Below are 23,378 nucleotides of genomic sequence, written 5' to 3'. Positions count from 1 at the left end.
TCTTGCTCATGCTGCATTGAACACCTCCTCCCACAGCGCCTTGACCGCCGCAATCTGGCGACTGAGCGAGGCGCGCTCGACGCGCGCCCGGCGATCGGCGTTCAGCCGCAATACGTGCTGCAAGCGGCGAAATTCGCGATAGGCGTCGCGCGCCGGGTCGGCCAGCTCGGCCGGGATCAGGCCGAGTTCGGCAGCGATCCCGAGCAGGGCGATGTTGCCCAGGTTGCCGCACAGTTCGGCGTGCGCATGCGCGTGTCCGAGGATCAGGTACTGGACGATGAACTCGACGTCGATCAGGCCACCGCGGTCGTGCTTGATATCGAAGTTTTCTTCGCTGCGTGAGCCGTGTTCGTCGAACATCCGCTGGCGCATCGACAGCACTTCTTCCTTGAGCTTGGCGAGCTCGCGGGCTTGCCGCAGGATCTCGATGCGCAGCGCTTCGAACTGTTCGCCGACCGCCGGGTCGCCGGCGCAAAAGCGGGCCCGGGTCAGCGCCTGATGCTCCCAGGCCCAGGCGTTCTTCAGTTGATAATCACGAAAAGCGCTGATCGGCGACACCAGCATGCCGGAATCACCGTTCGGGCGCAGGCGCAGATCGACTTCGAAAAGCATGCCCGCCGAGGTCCGGCTCGACATCCAGGTGCTCAGCCGTTGCCCCAGGCGTGCGTACACTTCCCCCGCACCCTCGGCAGGGTCGTCGTGCAGATAGATGAGGTCCAGATCCGAGGCGAAACCGAGTTCCTTGCCACCGAGCTTGCCGTAGGCGATGACCGCAAAACGGGGTGGCTGCTCGGGATGCGGATGGCGATTGCGCAACAGCCGCCAGCACAGGTCCAGGGTCGTCTGGACCATGATGTCGGCAAGCTGGCTGAGGCGGTCGGCGAGATGTTCGACGCTGTGCAGGCCGGCAAAGTCCTGCGCCAGAAAATGCAGAACCTGCGCGTGGTGCACTTCGCGCAGGATATCCATCTCGCGCTCGGTATCGTCGCGGTGCTGCGCCAGCCGCAATTGCAGTTCGTCGCGAAACTCCTGCCAATCGGTCTTCACGTCGAAGATCTGCGAGTCCAGCAACTCGTCGAGCAGGATCGGGTGCCGGTTCAGATAGTCGGCCGCCCAGGAAGAGCTGCCGATCAGTTCGGCCAGGTGACTGAGCGCTTGCGGGTACTGCTGCAGGAGCGCCAGATAGGCGCCACGCTTGCTAATGGTTTCGAGAAAATCGAGGCCGCGCTGCCAGGTGGCGTCAGGGTTTTTGGTGGCAGCCGCGGCGTCGATGAGGCGCGGCCCCAGGGCGTCGAGGCGCTCGCGGTTGCTCGCCGGCAGTTGCACATAGCGGCTGCTTTGCCGGAAGCTGTGCAGGCGTTCGAGGATCGCTTTCGGCTGGCGGAAGCCGAGGCCGGACAGACGTTCCAGCGCATCATCCTTGGCGACGACTTCTTCCCAGACGCCGAGCAGCGGGTGGGTGCCTTCTTCCGGCTCGGAAAACACTTCTTCGAAGCAGCGCGAAACGATCGCCCGATGCCCTTCGAGAACGGCCAGAAACTCGCTCCAGTCGGTAAAAGCCATCGCTGTGGCGATCTGCTGGCGTTCCTCGTCAGCACTTGGCAGGCGGTGCGTCTGGGCGTCGTTCACGTATTGCAAGCGGTGCTCGAGGCGGCGCAGGAAGTCGTAGGCAGTGGCCAGTTCGTGCTCGTTTTCTGGCGGTAGAAGCCGCCGCTCGGCGAGCTGCGCCAGTACCTGCAGTGTCGGTCGCACTTGCAGGAGCGGGTCGCGACCGCCGCGGATCAACTGGAAAACCTGGGCGATGAACTCGATCTCGCGGATGCCTCCCGGGCCCAGCTTGATGTGCTCGGCCATGTCCTTGCGCGCCACCTCGCGGCGAATCTGCGCATGCAGATCGCGCATGGCATTTATCGCGCCAAAGTCGAGATACTTGCGAAAAACGAAAGGGCGACTGATGTTCTGTAGCGCGCTTACCCATTCCGGCTGCAGATTCTCGCCCTGGTTCAAGACCCTGGCCTTGATCCAGGCGTAGCGTTCCCACTCCCTGCCTTGCGTGATCAGGTAGTGTTCGAGTGAGTCCAGCGAGCAGACTAGCGGTCCGGAGTCGCCGTTGGGCCGCAAGCGCATGTCCACCCGGAATACCTGGCCGTCCGCGGTGAGTTCGCCGAGTGTGGCGATCAGGCGCTTGCCGAGGCGCTGGAAGAAGTCGTAGTTGTCGATCCGGCGGCCGTCGCCGCCGGTTTGTCCATCCTCCGGGTAGATGAAGATGTAATCGACATCGGAAGAAACATTGAGCTCGCGGCCGCCGAGCTTGCCCATGCCGATCACCAGTAGCCGTTGCGGCTGCCCGTGGCTGTCGAGCGGCTCGCCGAACTGCTCGCGCAGTTGCCGATGATGGAAATCCAGGGCGCGATTGGTGCTTACTTCGGCAAGCACGGTCATGCTTTCAACGACTTCGGCGAGGGTCGCCAGACCGCCAATATCGCGCACCACCAGCGCGGCCATTACCCGCTGGCGCAGGCTGCGCAGGGAGCGCTTCAGATCGTCATCGCTGGCAACAGCACTCTCGGGAGTCGCAGCAGGTGTCGCGTCGCTGTCGAGGAAATCGTTCATCTGCTCCACGCCGAGTGCCTGCATGGCGTGCGCGTCCAGCCAGGCCGTGATTTCGGGTCGGGCGGCGAGCAGATTGCGCAGGTAATGGCTGTGCCCTTGTGCTGCCTGTAGCGCTGTTGCCAGTGGCGGCGGACGCGTGTTGGAGCGTTCTACAGTAGGTTCCATGCTCTTCTCGGTAAAAGGATGTCATACGGGGTCGCCATGCTTGGCGCTGGTGAGCAAAGGTAAAGCCGTTACAATGCCGGCTTCACGCCGAAAACAGCAGTCACCGACCGCGAATCTGGCTGCCCATTTCTCCTCCTGGACATCGCAATCGCATGCATAGCAGCGCCGCCGCTCCGCGCCTTGCCGGTCAACTGCCCGGACGACCATTCGCGCCCGCTGCCTCGCCGTTTGTCGCGTGGTTTCCCCGTGCCCTTGCCTAGCTCTCCCGACATTCTAGTGACGCCCGGCGGCGATTGGCAAAACTCTCTGCGCGACGATCACGGCTGATGCGCCAGGAGGAGTTGCGCCAGGCGCTCTACCATCGCTTCCATTTTCTCGTGCCGCTGCTCGCGCATCCGGCGACGGGCCGCGTCTGGCGGCTTGTGGTGCGTGTCTTCTGGCTGCTCTACTTCGCTTTCGTGCTGCTGATTCTGGCGCTGCGCTACCTGCTACTGCCGAACATCGAGACTTACCGGCCAGCCATCGAGCAGCAGCTCAGCCGGACGCTCGGGCTGTCGGTCAGCATCGGGCGGATCGCCGCCAGCTGGGATGGCATCCATCCCGATCTGCTGCTCTCGGACGTGCGCATCGCCGACAGCAAGGGTCAGCCGGCACTGGCCTTGCCGCGTGTGCACAGCGTCCTCTCGTGGTCTTCGCTACCGCGCATGGCGCTGCGTTTGCGCCTGCTGCAGATCGACGAGCCGACTCTGCATCTGCGTCGCGATAGCGACGGCCGCTTCACCGTTGCCGGCATTGCCATGGCCGCCGAGGGAGGTGACAACGCCGCCGGCGACTGGATTCTGGCGCAGAAACGAATTCGCGTCAGCGGCGCGACCGTGGCCTGGGAGGACGCCATGCGGCAGGCGCCGCCGCTGATTCTCGAAGCGGTCAATTTCGGCCTCGACAACGACGGTCGCCAGCACCGCTTCGGCCTCACTGCCGCGCCGCCGCCCGCTCTGGCCGCCGCGATCGACCTGCGCGGGGACTTTCACGGCCGCCATCTCGGCCAGCTGGAGTTGTGGAACGGGCAGGTATTCGTTCAGATCGACTACGCCGACCTCGCCGTCTGGCGCACCTGGATCGACTATCCGGTCGCGCTTCCACATGGCCGCGGGGCACTCCGCGCCTGGGTAGGCGTTGCGCAAGGTGAGTTACAGGAGCTGACGGCAGATTTGTCGCTCGACGACCTTAGCTTGCGTCTGGCGAAAGACCTGCCAGAGCTCGCTCTGCAACATCTGTCAGGCCGTGTCGGTGTGCGTTTCTCGGCTGCCGGGATCAGCGTCGATGGGCAGCGCGTCGAACTCCTGAGCCAGGCGCGCGAACGCCAGAGTGCTCCCGAAACCGCGTTCGTTCGCGTCGAGCCGACCGATTTCCGCCTTGACTGGCAGTACGCCGCAGACGGCGCTGCGCAGCGCGGTCAGGTCACCGCCAGCGCACTCGACCTCGCCGCTTTCGCCAGTCTGGCCGGCTACCTGCCGCTGGATGCCGGATCGCGGCAATTGCTCGTCGACTACGCACCGCGTGGCCGGATCAGCCAACTGCGCGCCGCCTGGGTCGGCGACGCCGAAGCGCTGCAAAGCTACTCGCTGAAAGCCGGTTTTGACGACCTGGCGGTGCAGGCCAAGGACTCCCTGCCTGGGGTGTCGGGGTTGTCCGGAGTTCTTGATGTCAGCGAAAAAGGTGGCAGCGCCACTCTGCGTGCGCAAAAAGCGAGCGTCAATTTGCCCAGGGTCCTGCCGGACTCGCCCATTCGCCTTGGCAAGCTCGACGCACAGGCTCGCTGGAAGATCGACCAGGGCGTGCTCGATGCCGAGTTGCTGCGTGCTGAATTTTCCGGGCCGGATGCGACCGGTTCGGCAAAGGGCACTTATCGCCATGCCGGCGACGGACCGGGCAGCATCGACCTCAGTGCCGCGCTTAGCCGTGCCGACGCGCGCGCCGTCTGGCGCTATCTGCCGGCGGCGCTGAATAGTGATGCGCGGTACTGGGTTCGCGACGCACTGAAGGCGGGAAGCGCCAGCGCGGCCAAGCTGGTCCTCAAGGGCGATCTGGCCAACTTTCCGTTTCTCGATCGCCAGCAGGGTCAGTTCCTGGTCACCGTCAAGGCACAGGACGTACGCCTCGACTATGGCACTGCTTGGCCAGAGATCTCCGATATCGACGCCGATTTGCGTTTCGAGGGAAACGGCATGCTGATCGAACTGCAGCGCGGCGCGATCCTCGGCGCCAGGCTGTCGCAGACACGCGCCGAAATTCCCGACTTCGACGCGCCGGTGTCGACTTTGAAAGTGCAAGGGCACGCCGAAGGCGATACGGCGCAGTTCCTCAAGTTCGTCGTCGACAGCCCGGTCGCCGAGCGCATCGACCATTTCAGCGACGCCATGCGCGCCAGCGGCAAAGGGCGTCTCGATATCGGGCTGCTGATTCCTCTTGAAGAGGCACGACTCGGCGAGTCGAAGATCGCCGGGGACTACGTCTTCCTGGCTAACGAAGTGAGCGTCGATCCGGCCCTGCCGCCCTTGCGCGAGGTCAATGGTCGCCTGCAGTTCACCGCCGATGAGCTGCGCGTTCCGGAGATCAAGGCGAAACTGGCGGGAGGTCCGCTGAAGATCACGGGCGGTGCCGAGAATGGCAAGGTGCTGATCAAGGTCGATGGCAGCCTCGGCGTCGCTGCCTTGCGCGAGTTGGCCGCCTGGCCGCTGTTGGCACAGCTTTCCGGGCGCGCTGCTTACAGTGCCGAGATCCAGGTCAAGCAGCGCAAGGTCGAAGTGGTGCTGGAGTCGGATTTGCTGGACCTGGCATCGACGCTGCCGGCTCCCTTCAGCAAGAAGCTCGGCGAGCCGATGCACCTGCATCTCGACAGTCTCGCCCTGCCGCCGACACAGCTCGGCAAAACTCGGCCAAGCAAGCGTGAGCAGCTACGCGTGGCGCTGGGCAGGGTGTTGAACATGCAGCTGATCAGCCGCCAGGAGGACGGAAAACGCTCCATCGAAAGTGCTGTGATTGCGGTCGGGAGGGCGATGAAAGCGCTGCCGGAAAGGGGTATCCACGTCGGCATCACCACCCCGCTGCTCGATATTGACACCTGGCGCAAGGTTTTCGCGGGTCCCGCGCAGGAGGCGGCTCGCAGTGAGGTGCTGGCCAGTATTGACGAAGCATCCGAGCCCGAGCCCGCGTCCGTCGGGAGTCTGCCGGTCCGGGTCGATCTCGAGGCGGGGGAGCTCGTCGTTTCGGGATGGCGCAACAGCCAAGTGATTTTGGCGGTCACCGGCGAGCATCCGCGCTGGACGGCAAGCCTGTCGTCGCGCGAGGCGACGGGGGCATTGCAATGGGACGGCGCCGGTGCCGGCAAGCTCAGCGCGCGCTTGACGAAATGGCAGCTGCCCGGCAAGGACGAGCGTCGGCTCGAGCCCGTCCAGGTCGATGATGCCTTGCAGACACTGCCAGCGCTCGATATCGTGGTCGACGAGTTCGAAGTCGGCGTCCGCCGCTTCGGGCGGCTCGAAGTGCTGGCCCATAACGATGGTGGCACTTGGCGGCTCGATAAAGTCGAGCTGCTCAACGCGGTGGCCAAGTTTTCCGGCACCGGCCAGTGGCAGGTGGCCAGCGGCAACCGCACCCAGCTCGATTTCGCCGTGGACAGCAGCGACGTCGGCCAGTTGCTTGATCGCCTTGGCTATCCTGGTAGCGTACGTGGCGGCAGCACGCGCATGACCGGGAAGCTGGGCTGGAACGGGCCCCCGGAGGGGCTCGACTATGCGACGCTCAACGGCGACATGCAGCTTGTGGCGCACAAAGGCGAGTTCCTCAAGCTTGACCCGGGTGCTGCCGGCAAGCTGCTTGGCTTGATCAGCCTGCAGGGTTTGCCGCGTCGATTCACGCTTGATTTCGGCGATGTCTTCAGCGAAGGTTTCGCTTTTGATAGCATCAGCGGCAAGGTGACGGTGAAAGATGGCGTGATGAGGACCGACCAATTGCTGATTGATGGCCCGGCTGCGCGCGTGCTGATGCGCGGCGAAACCGATCTGAAAAACGAAACGCAGCACCTGACGGTCAGTGTTCAGCCCGAGTTGAGCAGCACCGCCGCCCTGGGCGTGGCAGTGATCAACCCACTCGCCGGCATCGCCACCCTGTTGGCCAACAGGGTATTGCAAAACCCCTTGAACAAGATGTTCAGTTTCGAGTATCTGGTGACCGGCAAGTGGGACGATCCGATCGTCGCGAGAATCACCGGGTCGTCGGAGCCAGCGACCCGGGCGCCAGCGACCACGCCGTGAGCAACTTTCGCCTTTCGCAACCTCTTTGGAGCAAGCCATGAACCCAAGCAAGCAAGCGGCAGACGACCGGCAGCGGGCCCCCAGCCTGTGTGTGGCGGCAGTGCAGATGGTCTCTACGCCGCGCATCGAAGAGAACCTGCAGACGGCGGCGGGGCTAATTGCCGAGGCCGTGGCGCGGGGCGCCGAGCTGCTTGCCCTGCCCGAGTACTTTGCCATCATGGGCATGACTGACAGCGACAAGGTCAGGCTGCGCGAGCAAGATGGCAGCGGACCGATCCAGGATTTTCTCGCCGCCAGCGCCCGCCAGCACGGCATCTGGCTGATCGGCGGCTCCTTGCCATTGTCGGCCGAGAGCCCGGACAAGGTGCTCAACTCGTGCGTCGCGTACAATCCGCAAGGCCAGCGCGTCGCGCGCTATGACAAGATTCACCTCTTTGGCTTCCGGCAGGGTGCCGAGGCCTACGATGAAAGCGCGACCATCCAGGCCGGCCAGCAGCCAGTCAGCTTCGACATGCCTTTTGGCCGCGTTGGCTTGTCGATCTGTTACGACCTGAGATTCCCGGAGCTTTATCGTGCGCTTGGGGTCACAGAGCTACTGGTCGTTCCCGCGGCATTTACCGAAACCACCGGGCGGGCGCACTGGGAGATCTTGCTGCGTGCCCGGGCGATCGAGAATCAGTGCTACGTACTGGCCGTCGCGCAGGGTGGTCGCCACGAAAATGGGCGCGAGACGCACGGCAACAGCATGTTGATCGACCCCTGGGGGGAGATCCTCGATCGCCAGCCGAAGGGGCCGGGAGTTGTCGTCGGCAAGCTTGAACAGGGCCGCCTGGCTTCGGTCCGCGCCAGCTTGCCGGCGCTCAAACACCGCGTAATGTAATCCTGTAATGCGCTGCGCGATGCACGCAAACCGCTGTATTAACGGAAACCCGATGAACGCCAAACAACCCACGCTTCTCGTGCAGGCTCAGAAAACCCTGCTTACTCCCTACGGTCTCGACGTCGCCGACCTGAACAAGGTCTTTGGCCAGATCATGTCGCACCAGGTCGACTACGCCGACCTCTACTTCCAGTACAGCCGCTCCGAGGGCTGGAGTCTCGAGGAGGGAATTGTCAAATCCGGCAGTTTCAGTATCGACGAAGGGGTTGGCGTGCGCGCCATTGCTGGCGAGAAGACTGCTTTTGCCTATTCGGACGACATCAGCTCGCCAGCCCTCAGTGACGCGGCCGCAGCCGTGCGGGCGATTGCCGCCGCCGGCGTGCAGCAAAGCGTACCGGCTCTGAAGAAGGGCCGCGTGCAGCGCGCCCTGTACGTGCCGAACGATCCACTGGCGTCGCTCGATGCGGTCAGCAAGGTCAAGCTGCTCGAACGGCTGGAAGCGCTGGCCCGCGCCGAGGACAGCCGTGTGACGCAGGTGATGGCGCATCTCGCCGGCGAGTACGAAGTTATTCTCGTCGCCAGCAGCGATGGTCGCCTGGCCGCCGACATTCGGCCGCTGGTGCGGGTGTCGCTGACGGTCATTGTTGAACAGGGCGCTCAGCGCGAACAGGGCTCGGCCGGTGGCGGTGGGCGCACCGACTACAGCTGTTTCACCGACGAGGTACTGCACGGCTATGCGCGTGACGCGGTCCATCAGGCGGTGACCAATCTCGTTGCCCAGCCGGCTCCGGCGGGCACGATGTCGGTCGTCCTCGGTCCTGGCTGGCCCGGCATCCTGTTGCACGAAGCTGTCGGCCATGGCCTCGAAGGCGACTTCAACCGCAAGGGCAGCTCGACTTTTGCCGGCCGCATCGGCAGTCAGGTGGCCTCGAAAGGCGTCACCGTCATCGACGACGGCACCCTTCCCGACCGTCGCGGGTCCTTGACCATCGACGACGAAGGCAATCCGACGCAACGCACGGTGCTTATCGAAGACGGCATTCTCAAGGGCTATATGCAGGACAGCCTCAACGCCCGTCTCAGCGGCGTCGCGCCGACCGGCAACGGCCGTCGCGAATCCTTCGCCCATCTGCCCCTGCCGCGCATGACCAATACCACCATGCTCAACGGCGACAAAAGCCCGGAAGAGATCATCAAGTCGGTCAAGAAAGGGATTTACGCGGTCAATTTTGGTGGCGGTCAGGTCGATATCACCAACGGCAAGTTCGTCTTTTCGATGTCCGAGGCTTATCTGATCGAAAACGGCAAGATCGGCCGCCCGGTCAAGGGCGCGACCCTGATCGGCAGCGGTCCGGACGCCATGAACCAGGTATCGATGATCGGTAACGACATGTGTCTCGACCCGGGTGTCGGCACCTGCGGCAAGGAAGGTCAAAGCGTGCCGGTCGGTGTCGGCCAGCCGACCCTGCGCATCGACGGATTGACGGTCGGCGGCACGGCTTAAGCGGCAGAAGGGGCGGCTCCGGAGGCCCTCTTCCGGCTCCGCCTGAAGGCGACTTTCCGCAATCATAACAGCGCTTTTCGGTCGTATAATCGCATCCTCCCGACGTTGCTGACTGGAACTCCCCGCCATGACTTCTACTCGTGCCTTCGCGAAGCTCGCCGCGGCGCTGTCATTCGTCGTCCTCGCCTGCTGGCCGTTCATCGCCGGAGCGGCGTCGGCGCCGGCAGCGGAGCAGCTGTCGACGGGGGAGGCGATCCTGTTCCACAACTTTCGGCCGATCGTCACTTTTCGGGCGAACTTCCTCGGCGCACCGCCGGTCGCTCGGGCTCGCAAGTCCGAGAATCGCATCGACGAGCTAACGCCAAGCCAGATGGTGCAAGGCATCGAGCTGACCCCTTTCAGCTATGACGGCGGCCGTGGCATCACTCTGACGGTTAACGACAATATCCTCCTGGCCGTGATCGACGGCGACCTGGACCCGCAGGAAAAACTCACGCTGGAGCAGGCCGCCGAGCGTGCGCGCAAGGAACTCAGCGCCGCACTGCTGGCGGACGCCACGCAACGTCGCCCGGCAGTCCTGCTCAAGGGACTCGCCTTCTCGGCGGCAGCCACGCTGTTTGCGTTTGCCCTGCTCTGGCTGATCAGTCGCGCGACCCGGCTGCTGGTCGCTCGCCTGCAGCGAGTCATCGAAGAAGACGATGCCGCCAGCAAGCTGCGCTGGGCGCGGCACGGCTGGTTGCTGGTGCAACGCGTTTCGCAGCTGTTCATGGGTTTCCTGTGGCTGAGCGTCGCCTATCTCTGGTTGACCTACGTGCTGGCGCGTTTTCCGCTCACCGAGCCGCTCGGGGATCGCCTCGGCGACTTCCTCCTCGACCTGCTGGAGACCATTGGCACCAGTTTCATCGGCGCCATGCCGTCGCTGACCACGGCGGTGGTCATCCTGTTCATGACCAAGGCCGCCAACGACGCCCTCGGCAATTTCTTCAAGGCCGCCAAGGCCGGCCGCGTACATGCGCCGGGACTGCATGCCGACACCGTCAGCGCCACCCACCGGCTGGTGACGGTCATGGTCTGGGGACTCGGCATCGCCATCGCCTACCCCTTCATTCCGATGTCCAACAGCGACGCCTTCAAGGGCCTGTCGGTGATGTTCGGTTTCATGTTGACGCTCGGCTCTGCCGGAATCGTCAACCAGTTGATGAGCGGTCTGGTGCTGGTCTATGCGCGTGCTCTGTCGGTCGGCGACTTCGTTGAAGTCGGCGAGAACGGGGGCGTCGTCAGCCAGGTCGGCGTGCTGTCGACCAAGATCATCAACATGCGCAACGAAGAGATCACGATTCCCAATGCCGTGCTGGTCGGCAATCCCATTCGCAACTTTTCACGGCTTGCCCGTGAGCGCGGTACGCTGGTGTCTACCAAAGTGACCATCGGCTACGACACACCGTGGCGGCAGGTACATGCGATGCTCATCGCCGCCGCCAAGCTGACGCCCGGATTGAGGCCGCTGCCGACGCCCTTTGTCTATCAGAAGAGCCTGGAAGACTGGTATGTGGAGTACGAGCTTTTCGCGCACATGGACCAGCCGCTCAAACGTGTGTCCGTCCTGTCGGCCTTGCTGGGCAACATCCAGGATCAATTCAATACCTACGGCGTGCAGATCATGTCGCCACATTTCAACTCGCAGCCCGCCAACAATCTGGTCGTGCCACGCGAAAACTGGCATACCGAGCCGGCTGAGCCGGAGACGCCGGCCAGCGCCACGCGCCAAGGCTGATCACGGCCTGTAAAGGCAGCGGCGAAGGACTCAGCGGCCGCAGATTTTTTCGCCCAGCACGCCAGCACCGAAGCGTGGCCGCCATGCCGCTTTCCAATAGGATGTCTTGATGCTCAGTTTTGCGATCACCGTCTTTCTGTCTGCTTTTCTGCTTTTCCAGATCCAGCCAATCATTGCCAAGATGATTCTGCCGTGGTTCGGTGGCTCGTCCTCGGTGTGGAGCACCTGCCTGGTTTTCTTCCAGGCCGAACTGCTGCTCGGCTATCTGTATGTTCATCTGCTGCACGAGTTGCTTTCGCCGCGGCGCCAGAATGTCGTTCACTGCGTTCTCCTGCTGCTCAGTCTGGCGACGCTGCCGGTCATCGCCGACCCGGCCTGGAAAGACGTCGCTTTTGCCAACCCGACGTGGAACGTGCTGGTCGTGCTTGCCGCGGCAGTCGGCATGCCCTATCTGCTGCTGTCGACCACCGGTCCGCTCATGCAGGCCTGGTATGCGCGCAGTTTTGCCTCTGCCATGCCCTATCGCCTCTACGCACTTTCGAACCTGGCATCGATGATCGCGCTGTTGAGCTATCCCGTGCTCGTCGAACCGTATTTTCGGGTGCACGACCAGGCCATGGCCTGGTCGGCGGCCTATGCACTTTTCGTTGTCGCCTGCTTTGGCAGCGCCTGGCAGTCGTGGAAAGGCGTGTCGAGCGAGCGCGAGGTGCTGAAGGTGAGCAGCGAGCCGATCCCGCGACCGCCACTCGGCGAGTGTCTGCTGTGGATCGGTCTGGCGATGACTGCGTCGCTGCTGCTGCTGGCGATGACCCGTCACCTGACGCAGGACGTGGCGCCGGTGCCTTTCCTGTGGGTGGTGCCGCTGAGCATCTATCTGCTGAGCTTCATTCTTTGCTTCGACGCTCCGCGCTACTACTACCGCCCCGGATTCCTGGTCGCACTGCCCATCGCTTTCCTGGTCCTCGACCGGGTTCTCGACGGCGGCGGCATGGAGGTGCCGGTGTTGGTCAGCTTGATGTGCTTGTCGCTGTTCGTCTTCTGCATGGTCTGTCACGGCGAGCTGGTCAGGCGCCGGCCGCCGGTTCGCCACCTGACTCTGTTCTACCTGATGCTGTCGATCGGCGGCGCGCTCGGCGGTACTTTCGTCGGCCTGCTGGCGCCGGCGATCTTCAACGCCTATTTCGAACTGCCGATCGGCCTCTTCCTCTGCGCCTTGCTGGTGAGCATCGTTCTCTGGCGCGACCTGCGACTGATTCGGCGGCTTCTGCTGGTCGTGGCGCTACTCGCCTACGCTTACCGACTTGCTGGTATCTCGATCGATTACGTCGAAAACTACCGGGTAGTGGTGCGCAACTTCTACGGCCAGTTGCGCGTCGACGACGCTGACCAGGAGGGGCTTGGCATCAAACGCCGGATCCTGCACGGTCGCATCAATCACGGCGAGCAGTTTCTCGCCGCCGAGCACCGCCGTCAGCCGACTGCCTATTATTGCGAGGACTCGGGCGTCGGTCAGGCGCTGCGCGCCGTCGCCGGTGAGCGGCCGCTGAAAGTCGGCATTCTCGGACTCGGAGCCGGTACGCTGGCCACTTACGGCCGCAGCGGCGATGAACTGCGCATGTACGAAATCAACGAGCAGGTCCTCGATCTCGCCCGCAACGAATTCAGCTACCTCGGCGACAGCCTGGCGACGATCGTCCCTGTGCTCGGCGACGGCCGCCTGATGCTCGAACGCGAGCCCGTCCAGAATTTCGACCTGCTGGCCATCGACGCTTTCTCCGGAGATTCGATTCCCACGCACCTGCTGACTCTCGAAGCGATGCAGGCGTATTTGCGTCACCTGAAAAGTGATGGCGTGCTGGCGGTGCATATCACCAACCGCTACCTCGACCTGCGCCCGGTGATCGCCGCCGCCGCCGAGCAGCTCGGCCTCAGCGCGCTGATTTTCGACCTCGACCCTGCCGCAGGCGACCGCTTCTGCCGCCATTCGGTATGGGTGCTGCTGATGCCCGCCGAGCGCGCGGCGCAGCTGGCGAAAACTTTCCACGGCGGCGAGAAGCTCGTTCCACGGCCTGGCTTCCCGGTGTGGACCGACAGTTTCTCGAACCTGCTCGGTATCCTGCAGTAGCGATTGGCGCTGGCTGCCACGTAAACCCTGGCCCGCCAGCGCCTTCCTCCCCGACCTTTTTGGTGAATTCGCCACAGCGTTCCGCAAACCCGTCTGACGAGACTTCGAAAAAAGTGAGGGGGCAAACAGAAAAAGAATGTTTACCACTTCCCGGCAAAGAAGCCTAGATTGAGGGCGCGCAGGGCAATCCGTTCGGCGAAAGGAGGCTGGTTATGGTCGCAGGTTCAGGAGTGAGTTCGGTAGAAGGTTCGCGCGTCCGCGCCGCAATCCGGCGCGGCAAACGATTTCCTTCGCTACTGCCAGCGCAATCCCAAACCCTGCCCGTTGCTGGCCGTCAGCGAGCCTGGCGCACCCCGAAATCTGCATTACCCACGCACCTGGGGCGATGCTGATTACTGACTTGTCCAATCATTGATTGGCAAGTTTCTAAGCAAGAGTGACCAGAGGAGACGATCAATGAAGAAACTGCTATTTGCCTGTTTGCTAGCCACGGCTTTTGCCGCCCAGGCGGAAACCAAGTGGGACCTGCCTTCGGGGTACGCGGCGAATACTTTCCATACGCAGAATCTGGAGCAATTCGCTAAAGACGTGAACGCGAGCAGCGCTGGCAAGCTGGTGATTACGGTGCATCCCGGTGCGTCCCTGTTCAAGCAACCGGAAATCAAGCGGGCGATCCAGACCGGCCTGGTGCCCATGGGCGAGTTCATCATCTCCGGTCAGTCCAATGAAAATCCGCTCTTCGGCGTCGATTCGATTCCCTTCCTGGCGACCAGCTATGTCGAGGCGCGCAAACTCTACGACGCGGCCAGGCCGGTGCAACAAAAGGTGCTCGCCGGACAAGGCTTGAAGCTGCTCTATTCGGTGCCGTGGCCGGGCCAGTCGCTATACTCGGTCAGCGCCATCAGCGGGCCGGACGATCTCAAGGGCAGCAAGATGCGTACCTACAATCCGGCAACGACCAAGATTGCGCAAATGCTCGGTGCCGCGCCGGTGACGATTCAGCTGCCGGAGCTCGGGCAGGCGCTGGCCACTGGCGCCGTGCAGAACTTTCTGACCTCCAGTGCCAGCGGCGTCGATAGCAAGCTCTACGAGCAGACCAAGTTCTTCTACCCGGTCAATGCCTGGTACCCACGCAACGTCGTCGCCGTCAGTCAGAAAGCTTTCGGCGGGCTCGACAAGGCAACGCAGGAGGCCGTGCTGAAAGCAGCGTCGGCGGCCGAGACGCGCGGCTGGCAGGCCAGCGAGAAGAACGACGCCGATTCGCTGCAAGTGCTGCAGAGCAACGGCATGACCATCGCCCAGCCGTCGGAGGCCTTGCGCAAAGAGCTCAAGCGCATTGGCGAAACCATGACCAGCGAGTGGCTGGCTGCCGCCGGGCCTGACGGCAAGGCGATTATCGACGCCTATCGGAAGTAGCGTCATGCCCAGTGGCGGGCCGCGCACGATTGGGGCGGGCTCGCCACGCGCGCTGTACTCCGGCTTGCGGGAAACGAATGATCGCCGTGCGCGTGAGCAAAGATGGTGAGCGCCCTGCGCAAAATCACGACTGACGAGGAGATGAAACTTGAACAAATTCGCCAACCCCATTTACCGGGCCTTGCTGGCCCTGGCCTGTGTGTCGATGGTGGCCGCGCTGATCTCCGTCATGCTCGGCATCATCGGCCGCCAGATCGACTGGAATCTTCCCGGCCTCGATGCCTATGCCGGCTATTCCATCGCCGCGGCACTTTTTCTGGCGCTGCCTGCGGCCTTCAAGCATGGCGATCACATTCGCGTCACCCTGATCCTGCAGGGACTATCCGCCCGGGTTCGTGGTGGCTTTGAATATGGCTGCCTAGCCGTTGGCCTGCTGCTGGCTGCCTATCTGTGCTGGTTTTCCGCCAATCTGGTGTGGGTTTCTTACATCCTCCATGACGTTTCGCCGGCGGCGGACGTGACGCCGATGTGGATACCACAGCTGAGTATGGCCATTGGTTGTGCCGGTTTCCTGCTGGCTTTCATTCACGCCCTGGTCGCTCGCTGGCAGGGACAGGAGTTCTTCGACGCCGTACATGCTGAAGCCGAGCGCGCTGAATAGGTCGGGAGGGAGAGATCATGGAAGTTGCACTCGCATTCGGCTTGCTCGTGTTCCTGTTCGCCATCCTCGGCTCGGGTTTATGGATCGGGCTGTCCCTCCTGGGGGTGGGTCTGATTGCCATGGAGTTCGTCAGCAGCCGCCCGGTTGGCGACGCCATGGTGCTGACCATCTGGGGGTCGACCTCCAGCTGGACCCTGACCGCCTTGCCGCTGTTCCTGTGGATGGGGGAGATCCTTTTTCGCACCAAGCTGTCGGAAGACATGTTCAAGGGCCTCGCGCCCTGGCTCAACCACCTGCCAGGCCGCCTGCTGCACGTGAATGTCATCGGCAGCACGATCTTTGCGGCGGTGTCCGGTTCGTCGGCCGCCACCTGCGCCACCATCGGCAAGATTTCGCTACCGGAACTGCAGCGCCGCGGTTATCCCGAGTCCATGGCCATCGGTACGCTGGCCGGCGCCGCCACCCTGGGGCTGCTGATTCCGCCGTCGATCATCATGATCGTCTACGGCGTGGCGGCCAACGTCTCGATCGCCAAGCTGTTTCTCGCCGGGGTCATGCCGGGTCTGCTGCTGGGCACGCTGTTCATGCTCTATATCGCCGTCTGGGCTCTGTTCAACAAGGACAAGGTGCCCGCCGCCGATGCCGCCATGACGCTTGCCGAGAAGCTGTATGCCTCGCGGCACCTGATTCCGGTCGTCGGCCTGATCGCCCTGGTGCTGGGTTCGATCTATAGCGGCGTCGCCACTGCCACCGAAGCCGCCGCACTCGGCGTCACCGGCTCACTGATCCTTGCCGCCATCGAAGGCGGCTTGAGCTGGAAAAGCTTTACCGAAGGTCTGGCTGCCGCCTGCCGGGTCTATTGCATGATCGGCCTGATTCTCGCGGGCGCTGCCTTCCTGACCCTGGCCATGGGCTTCGTTGGCCTGCCGCGCCACCTCGCCGAATACATTGGCGCACTCAATCTGTCGCCGCTGGCCTTGATGCTGGCACTGGCCGTCTTTTTCATTCTACTGGGCTGCTTCCTGGACGGCATCTCGCTGGTGGTGCTGACCATTGGCGTGCTTCTGCCGACGGTCGAGGCGGCGGGCTTCGATCTGATCTGGTTCGGCGTTTTCGTGGTCCTGACGGTGGAAATGGCGCAGATCACCCCGCCGGTGGGCCTGAACCTCTTTGTCCTGCAGGGGCTGACGAAACACGAGGTGACCTATATCGCGCGCGCTGCGGCGCCGCTCTTCGCGGTGATGATGACATGCGTCATTGCGACCTATTACTTTCAGGACATCGTGCTATGGCTGCCGAATCGAATGTAACGAAGGTCACTTCTCGCCTGAGCGAGCGAATGCGCGTGGCCGACGCCGGCGATCAGGCATTCACCCTGGTCCTCGGCGATCGAATCGCACCTGAAGTGGTCGACACGGTGACCGCGCTCGACCGGCAGATCACCGTCTGGCATCAGGCCGGCGGGTTGTCCGGACTGATCGAGACGGTGCCCACTTTCTGCTCGCTGACGGTGATTTACGATCCGCTGCAGACGTCTCGCCAGCAATTGCTGGCGGAACTCGAACAGCTGCCACCAGCGGACACGCTTCGTAGCAGCGCAGCGTCCCGCCTGTGGCGCCTGCCGGTCTGCTACGAAGGCGATTGCGGCCCGGATCTCGAAGCCACCGCGGCGACCTTGGGAATCAGCGTCGAGACGCTGATCGATCAGCATCGGCAGAGCGAATACCGCGTCTACATGCTCGGCTTCCTGCCCGGTTTCCCGTTCATGGGCGACCTGCCGCCGCCGCTGCAATTGCCGCGGCGCACCGAACCGCGCCTGCGGGTACCGCCCGGCAGCGTCGCCATCGCTGGTGCCCTGACCGCCATCTATCCATCGGAAAGTCCCGGTGGCTGGCATCTCCTCGGGCAGTGCGCGGTGCCGCTGTTCGACCCGGCACGGCCGCAGCCGTCCCTTCTCCAGCCCGGCGACCGGGTCTGCTTCACGGCCGTGAATGCGGCCGAGCACAGGCGCTTGCAGCAGGCGGCCGAGGCGCGCGCGCTCGATCTGGGAGCGTTTGCAGAGGTAGAGGTGACGTCATGAGCGAGCCCTTGTCCGAGATCGAAGTCCGCAGCGCCGGCGCCTACGCGTCGATTCAGGACGGTGGCCGGCGTGGCCTGCGCCGCGTCGGTGTGCCCTGGTCCGGAGTGCTCGATGCGGCGTTGATGAAAATCGCCAACGCCCTGGTCGGCAATCAGGCCACGGCGCCGGTCATCGAGCATTTTGACGGCGGGCTGCTGCTGAAAGCGCTGCACGGGCGCGTGCGCGTGGCGGTTGCCGGCCAGGCCGACATTGACATCACCGGCGAACAGGGCGTGCAGCGCGTCGTCTGCTGGCGCAGCGTTGCTCTTAACGCCGGCGAAACCCTGCGCATCGGGGCGCTGCGCGCCGGGCGACTGGTGGTCGTCGCCGTTGCCGGCTTGCAGGTGCCCGAAACGCTGGGTAGTGCCTCGACCTATGCGCGTGCGGGCATCGGCAAGCCGCTGGCGGTAGGTGATCGGCTGTCGGCGCAGTTCAGCGAGGCCTCCGATTTTCTCCTGCCCGAGCCGCCCACCGACGATGATGGCGTCATTCGTGTGGTCGCCGGGCCGCAGGCCGGGCATTTCCTTGACGACGCCCTGGCGACCTTGTGCGGCGCGCCGTTTACGGTCACCGATCAGGCCGACCGCATGGGCGTCCGCTTGCAGGGTCCGCTGCTCGAGCACCGTTCGGACACGCACAAGGACATCATCTCGGATGCCACCGTACCGGGTTCGATGCAGGTGCCGGGCTCGGGCCAGCCGATCGTGCTGCTGGCCGACGCACAGACGGCCGGTGGTTACCCCAAGATCGCCACCGTGATTTCGGCCGACCTCGGACGGCTGGCGAACCGGCGCGCGGGCGAGACGCTGCGCTTTCAGCTGGTTGGTGTCGATGCCGCCGAGCATGCAGCGCGCAGCCATGCCGAGAATCTTGCCCGGCTCATCGCCAGCATTCGCCGCCTGCCGGGTGACGGCAGCGTCGATCTCGAGGCGCTTTACAACAGCGGCCTGATCAGCGGGCCGATCAGTGGCTTCGAAAGCGAGGAGTGAGAACGTGAACGACATGAAAACCATCAATCTGAACGCCGATCTCGGCGAGAGCTTTGGACCGTGGTCCATGGGCGACGACTCGGCGATGCTCGATATCGTCGGCAGCGCCAACATTGCCTGCGGTTTTCACGCCGGCGACCCGATGGTCATGCGCGCAACGCTACGGTCTGCAAAGATGCGCGGGGTCAGCGTCGGCGCCCATCCCGGCTACGCCGACCTGCAAGGCTTTGGTCGCCGACCGCAGGCGCTCAGCGCCGCCGAAGTGGAAGCGCTGCTGATCTATCAGGTGGGCGCCCTGCAAGGCATGGCCGCCAGCGAGGGCATGGCGGTGACACACGTGAAACCGCACGGCGCGCTGAACAACCAGGCCTGCGCCGACCGGCCGCTGGCCGAGGCCATCGCCCGCGCCGTCAAGGCTCTCGATCCGACGCTGATCCTGCTGGCGCCGGCCTGCTCGCAACTGGCGCTGGCCGGACGCGCCGCCGGCCTGCCGGTGGTCGACGAAATCTTCGCCGACCGCCGCTATCAGGACGACGGCCAACTCGTCCCGCGCAGCCAGCCCGGTGCCGTCATCCACGACCCGGAGCAGGCCCTGGCCCATGTCCGCGCCATGCTCGATGCCGGTGCCCTGGTCAGCGCCAGCGGCCACCACATTCCGGTCCAGGCCGGCAGCGTCTGCATCCACGGTGACTCGCCGGATGCCGTGGCGCTGGCAAGGCATCTGCGCGATGGCTTGGTGGCTTCGGGTTACGCATTGGCGCCATTGACGGCGATGCTTGCGATTTGATCGGCGGAAACAGGCGCGGACCCCTGTTTCCGCCCTGGGGCTCACTTTGACTGAACTGCAGAATCCCGTTTGGCGACCGCACGCCGACGTCCAGAGTGACGTTCAGGATCGCAACATGTCCTGCAAGGTGGTGGCGGACGTTGTTCCTGAAAACCCGACCAGCAGCAAAGTTTGGCCAGCTGGATGTCAGTTTGCCAGGAGCAGCGGCAACGCCGTCCTATCGACCACCCGGCGCAGAACAAAGCTTGAATGTACGCCGGTCACGCCCGGGATGCGGGTGAGGCGGTTGAGGAGCAGTTCCTGGTAGGCGTCCATGTCCTTGACCACCACCTTGAGCTGGTAGTCGGCGTCCTGTCCGGTGATCAGCAGGCATTCGAGCAGCTCGGGGATTTCGGCGATGGCGGCGTCGAAGCTGGTGAAGCGCTCGGGGGTGTGCTGGTCCATCGAAATGTAAATCAGCGCCATCAGCGACAGGCCTAGCTTCTTGGCGTTGAGCAGCGCGCGATAGCCGGTGATCAGTCCTGCTTCCTCGAGCGCGCGCATTCGCCGCAGGCAGGGCGAGGGTGAAAGGCCGATGCGCTCGGCGAGGTCCTGATTGCTGATGCGGCCGTCTTCTTGCAGGACGCGCAGAATCTGCCAGTCGTAGCGATCGAGTTGCACGAAATTGTTCCCTGATGTGTTGGCACAAGTTTAATGCTGTTTTTTGTTTTTGTGCGCAATATGATTGCTCCATGACTCTTTCTCGCGCGGCAATACGCAAGCACCTGCGGGCGGCTTTTCCTTACCATGGCGGTCATCAGTTTCAACATCCGAACCCCGAGGAGTCGCCATCATGTTGTCAAACCCCGCCAGCAAGTATCGCTCGTTCCCGCCGGTTGTTCTCACCGATCGCCAGTGGCCGAATGGCACGATCAGCAAGCCGCCGATCTGGATGAGTACCGATCTGCGCGACGGCAATCAGTCGCTCTTCGAGCCGATGAACGCCGAACGCAAGACGCGCATGTTCAAGATGCTTTGCGAGATTGGTTTCAAGGAGATCGAGGTCGCTTTTCCGTCGGCGTCGCAGACCGACTTCGACTTCGTGCGCAGCCTCATCGACGGCGGCCATATTCCCGACGACGTCAGCATCGAAGTTCTCACGCAGGCGCGCGAGCATCTCATTCGGCGGACGATGGACTCGGTGCGCGGCGCGCGGCGGGCGATCGTGCATGTCTATAACGCGACCTCCAAGCCTTTCCGCGAGACGGTTTTCCAGATGAGCCGCGCGGAAGTGATCGACATGGCGGTCGCCGCCGTCAAGTTGATCAGGGAGCTGGCTGCGCAGGCGCCGGAAACCGAATGGGTGCTCGAATACAGCCCGGAAACCTTCACCGCCACCGAACTCGATTTCGCGCTGGAAGTCTGCAACGCGGTAACCGCGGCCTGGGGCGCGACGCCGGATGACAAGGTGATCCTCAATTTGCCGACCACCGTCGAGATGGCGACGCCGAACATCTACGCCGACCAGATCGAGTGGATGCACCGCCATCTCGATCGACGCGACAGTGTGATCGTCAGTCTGCACCCGCATAACGATCGTGGCACGGCAGTTGCCGCTGCCGAACTCGCCTTGATGGCTGGCGCCGAGCGCGTCGAGGGCTGCCTGTTCGGCAACGGCGAGCGTACCGGCAACGTCGACCTGGTGACCCTGGCGCTCAATTTGTACACCCAGGGGGTTGCGCCAGGGCTCGACTTTTCGGACATCAATGCCGTCGCCCGGACTTTTGAGCAGTGTTGCCAGTTGCCGATTCACCCGCGTCATCCCTACGTCGGCGATCTGGTGTTCACGGCATTTTCGGGTTCGCATCAGGACGCCATCAAGAAAGGTTTTGCGGTCGAGCAGAGCGACGGTTTCTGGAACGTTCCCTATTTGCCGATCGATCCGGCCGACGTCGGCCGCAGTTACGACTCGGTGATCCGGGTCAACAGCCAGTCCGGCAAGGGTGGCATTGCTTATCTGCTGGAAGCCGAATACGGGGTAGTCATGCCGCGCCGCCTGCAGGTCGAGTTCTCGGGCGTCGTCCAGCAGCAGGTCGACCAGCACGGCGGCGAGATGAGTGCTGCGGCCATCTGGGAGCTCTTCTCGGCGACCTATATCGATTCCGTGAACCCGGTACGCTACCGCGAGCATCATCTTTTCGAGCACGCTGGCGGCAAGGGGCAAGGCATTCGGCTCACGGTCGATCTCGATGGCACGCCGCAGGTGCTCACCGGTACGGGTAACGGCCCGATCGACGCGGCGGTCAATGCCTTCCAGAGTGCCGGTATCGATATTCAGGTGCGCAGCTACGAAGAGCGCGCCATGAGCGCCAGCGGCGAGGGTGCCAACGCCCGCGCCTGTGCCTTCATCGAAGTCGCTCCGGCGACCGCTGGCGGCAGCGAGTTCTACGGCGCCGGCGTCGATACCAATATCGTCACCGCGTCACTGCGGGCGGTGATTACCGGCATCAACCGTCTGCAGTCCAGTGTACCGCGACGGTCACAGAAAGAAGCTGCGTAGTGCTGTAGTCGTGCTTCGCCAGCCGCGCGCGGCGCGCGGCGGCTGGCCCTGAGGCGAGAGATCAGGCGGCAGGCTTGTCGCCGCGTTTTTTCTCCCAGCGCTTCATCCTTTCCTCGCGCTGCGCTGCGAACTGCTGGCGCTGCTCGGGGCTGAGGACTTCCATCATCTGATGATGCTGGCGGGCACGCAGCTGCGCCATCTCGGCCATTGCCTGGGCGCCCTGTTCGGTGAGTGCCTTGACTTTCGCCTCGTCGTAATCTCCGTTCTTCTGCATTTCGTGCAGCTGTGCCCGGCTGTCACGCATGCTCTGGTACTTGGCGCTGATCAGCTCGCTGTCCTGCTTGCGCAGCTCGGTGATCTTGGCCTCCTGTTCGGGGGTCAGCTTGAGCTTCTTCATCATTGGCGGCAGGCCGTCGCCGGGGCCGCCACGCATCGCTGAGCGGCCTTGGCCGCAATCGCCTCCCATGCCGCCGCCCATCATTGGACCGGCGTTGGCGGCCAGTGGGAGGGCCAGGGCAATGCTGCTGGTGGCCAGGAAAACGGCGAGACTGCGTTTGAAGGTGTTCATGTTTGGCTCCTTGGTGGTTGAATATATCCAGTCGGGGCTGGCCTCGACTGTTGGTTGAATTTTTGTGCAGCGGGTCGTAAAACGCGGTTAATCGTCTGTAAAGCCGTGTAAATGGGCTGCGGATGGCTGTGCGCGATCAGCGGCGGGTGTTAAAGCGGGTAAAGGGCGGTAAAGGCGCGTGACTCGGCGTTAGGGGCGCTTATCATCAGTGCTGTTGAAAGGATGGGCGCGATGACTCGAGTTTTGCTGGTCGATGACGATGTCGAACTGGCCGCGATGCTGCGTGAGTACCTCGAACAGGAGGGCTTCGAAGCCGAGGCGGTGCATGATGGGGAAAGCGGGGTGCGCGAAGCGCTCAGCGGTCGCTTTGCCATTGCCGTCCTCGATGTGATGATGCCGCGGCTCAACGGGGTCGAGGTGTTGCGCCGGATTCGCGCCGCCAGCCGCTTGCCGGTGTTGATGCTCACCGCCAGGGGCGACGACATCGATCGCATTATCGGCCTGGAACTCGGCGCCGACGACTACGTGCCGAAGCCCTGCTCGCCGCGCGAGCTGGTCGCCCGGCTGCGGGCAATCCTGCGCCGGGTCGCCGACAACAGCGCCGCAGGGACCTCAGATGGGCCGATCGTCGTCGGTCCGCTGAGCATGTGGCCGGAGCGACGCAACGCCCAATGGCATCAACAGCCGCTCGAACTGACCAGTACCGAATACAGTATTCTCGAAGTCCTGGCCCGCCACGCCGGCCGGGTGGTCAGCAAGAGCGATCTCTCCGAGCTGGCGATGGGGCGCCCGCTGGCGCGTTTCGACCGCAGTATCGACGTGCATGTGAGCAGCATTCGCCAGAAGCTCGGCGCACGCCCCGACGGCGACTCGTGGATCCAGACCGTTCGCGGCCAGGGCTACCAGTTGGTCAAGGCCTGAA

The 23,378-nt window shown here is 63.6% G+C and carries 16 protein-coding genes; 13 read left to right on the top strand and 3 right to left on the bottom strand.

Features of this window, described 5'->3' with window-relative positions:
- Nucleotides 1-6: 6 nt before the first annotated feature.
- Nucleotides 7-2,778 carry a bifunctional [glutamate--ammonia ligase]-adenylyl-L-tyrosine phosphorylase/[glutamate--ammonia-ligase] adenylyltransferase gene (gene glnE / locus V5B40_RS23470; RefSeq protein WP_332356819.1) on the bottom strand — a complete coding sequence of 924 codons (2,772 nt, stop codon included), beginning with the start codon at nucleotides 2,776-2,778 and terminating at the stop codon, nucleotides 7-9.
- A 326-nt stretch (nucleotides 2,779-3,104) separates the two neighbouring features.
- Here glnE and V5B40_RS23465 point away from each other — a divergent pair, with 326 nt between their 5' ends.
- From V5B40_RS23465 to V5B40_RS23415, 11 genes are all read left to right on the top strand, one after another.
- Nucleotides 3,105-7,094, top strand: coding sequence for a YhdP family protein (locus tag V5B40_RS23465; RefSeq protein WP_332356818.1), 3,990 nt, complete (start codon nucleotides 3,105-3,107; stop codon nucleotides 7,092-7,094).
- A gap of 37 nt (nucleotides 7,095-7,131) precedes the next feature.
- Nucleotides 7,132-7,974 carry a carbon-nitrogen hydrolase family protein gene (locus V5B40_RS23460; protein ID WP_332356817.1) on the top strand — a complete coding sequence of 281 codons (843 nt, stop codon included), beginning with the start codon at nucleotides 7,132-7,134 and terminating at the stop codon, nucleotides 7,972-7,974.
- Nucleotides 7,975-8,026: 52 nt separating this feature from the next.
- Nucleotides 8,027-9,478, top strand: a complete 1,452-nt coding sequence (gene tldD / locus V5B40_RS23455) for a metalloprotease TldD (RefSeq protein ID WP_332356816.1) — start codon at nucleotides 8,027-8,029, stop codon at nucleotides 9,476-9,478.
- 127 nt (nucleotides 9,479-9,605) lie between these two features.
- Nucleotides 9,606-11,252: a mechanosensitive ion channel family protein gene (locus V5B40_RS23450; protein ID WP_332356815.1), complete on the top strand. Its 1,647-nt coding sequence runs from the start codon at nucleotides 9,606-9,608 to the stop codon at nucleotides 11,250-11,252.
- A 109-nt stretch (nucleotides 11,253-11,361) separates the two neighbouring features.
- Nucleotides 11,362-13,377 carry a spermidine synthase gene (locus tag V5B40_RS23445; RefSeq protein ID WP_332356814.1) on the top strand — a complete coding sequence of 672 codons (2,016 nt, stop codon included), beginning with the start codon at nucleotides 11,362-11,364 and terminating at the stop codon, nucleotides 13,375-13,377.
- Between the two features lie 456 nt (nucleotides 13,378-13,833).
- A complete protein-coding gene (locus V5B40_RS23440; protein WP_332356813.1) occupies nucleotides 13,834-14,793 on the top strand; it encodes a TRAP transporter substrate-binding protein in 960 nt (319 codons plus the stop codon).
- Between the two features lie 148 nt (nucleotides 14,794-14,941).
- On the top strand, nucleotides 14,942-15,454 hold the full coding sequence (locus V5B40_RS23435; protein ID WP_332356812.1) for a TRAP transporter small permease: 513 nt from the start codon (nucleotides 14,942-14,944) through the stop codon (nucleotides 15,452-15,454).
- Nucleotides 15,455-15,471: 17 nt separating this feature from the next.
- Nucleotides 15,472-16,764, top strand: coding sequence for a TRAP transporter large permease (locus V5B40_RS23430; RefSeq protein ID WP_332356811.1), 1,293 nt, complete (start codon nucleotides 15,472-15,474; stop codon nucleotides 16,762-16,764).
- The gene (gene pxpB, locus V5B40_RS23425; RefSeq protein ID WP_332356810.1) at nucleotides 16,743-17,534 is read left to right on the top strand and encodes a 5-oxoprolinase subunit PxpB; all 792 of its coding nucleotides are present in this window, start codon (nucleotides 16,743-16,745) and stop codon (nucleotides 17,532-17,534) included. Before V5B40_RS23430 ends, pxpB begins: the two co-directional genes overlap by 22 nt.
- The gene (locus V5B40_RS23420) at nucleotides 17,531-18,562 is read left to right on the top strand and encodes a biotin-dependent carboxyltransferase family protein (RefSeq protein ID WP_332356809.1); all 1,032 of its coding nucleotides are present in this window, start codon (nucleotides 17,531-17,533) and stop codon (nucleotides 18,560-18,562) included. The genes pxpB and V5B40_RS23420 overlap by 4 nt, the downstream gene beginning before the upstream one ends.
- Nucleotides 18,563-18,575: 13 nt before the next feature.
- Nucleotides 18,576-19,349: a LamB/YcsF family protein gene (locus V5B40_RS23415; RefSeq protein WP_332356861.1), complete on the top strand. Its 774-nt coding sequence runs from the start codon at nucleotides 18,576-18,578 to the stop codon at nucleotides 19,347-19,349.
- 186 nt (nucleotides 19,350-19,535) lie between these two features.
- Here the strand turns inward: V5B40_RS23415 and V5B40_RS23410 are convergent, their stop codons facing one another.
- On the bottom strand, nucleotides 19,536-20,009 hold the full coding sequence (locus tag V5B40_RS23410) for an Lrp/AsnC family transcriptional regulator (RefSeq protein WP_332356808.1): 474 nt from the start codon (nucleotides 20,007-20,009) through the stop codon (nucleotides 19,536-19,538).
- A 172-nt stretch (nucleotides 20,010-20,181) separates the two neighbouring features.
- Between V5B40_RS23410 and leuA the strand changes: the two genes are divergently transcribed.
- Nucleotides 20,182-21,888 carry a 2-isopropylmalate synthase gene (leuA, locus tag V5B40_RS23405; protein ID WP_332356807.1) on the top strand — a complete coding sequence of 569 codons (1,707 nt, stop codon included), beginning with the start codon at nucleotides 20,182-20,184 and terminating at the stop codon, nucleotides 21,886-21,888.
- 61 nt (nucleotides 21,889-21,949) lie between these two features.
- Here leuA and V5B40_RS23400 read toward each other — a convergent pair whose 3' ends face one another.
- Nucleotides 21,950-22,456, bottom strand: coding sequence for a Spy/CpxP family protein refolding chaperone (locus tag V5B40_RS23400; RefSeq protein ID WP_332356806.1), 507 nt, complete (start codon nucleotides 22,454-22,456; stop codon nucleotides 21,950-21,952).
- A 231-nt stretch (nucleotides 22,457-22,687) separates the two neighbouring features.
- Between V5B40_RS23400 and V5B40_RS23395 the strand changes: the two genes are divergently transcribed.
- Nucleotides 22,688-23,377, top strand: coding sequence for a response regulator transcription factor (locus V5B40_RS23395; RefSeq protein WP_332356805.1), 690 nt, complete (start codon nucleotides 22,688-22,690; stop codon nucleotides 23,375-23,377).
- The last annotated feature ends 1 nt before the right edge of the window (nucleotide 23,378 follow it).

It is taken from the genome of Candidatus Accumulibacter meliphilus, assembly GCF_036625345.1.
Classification (GTDB): Bacteria; Pseudomonadota; Gammaproteobacteria; order Burkholderiales; family Rhodocyclaceae; genus Accumulibacter; species Accumulibacter meliphilus.
The sequence above is the reverse complement of the archived record's forward strand: the minus strand, read 5'-3'. Positions and strand labels throughout refer to the sequence as shown.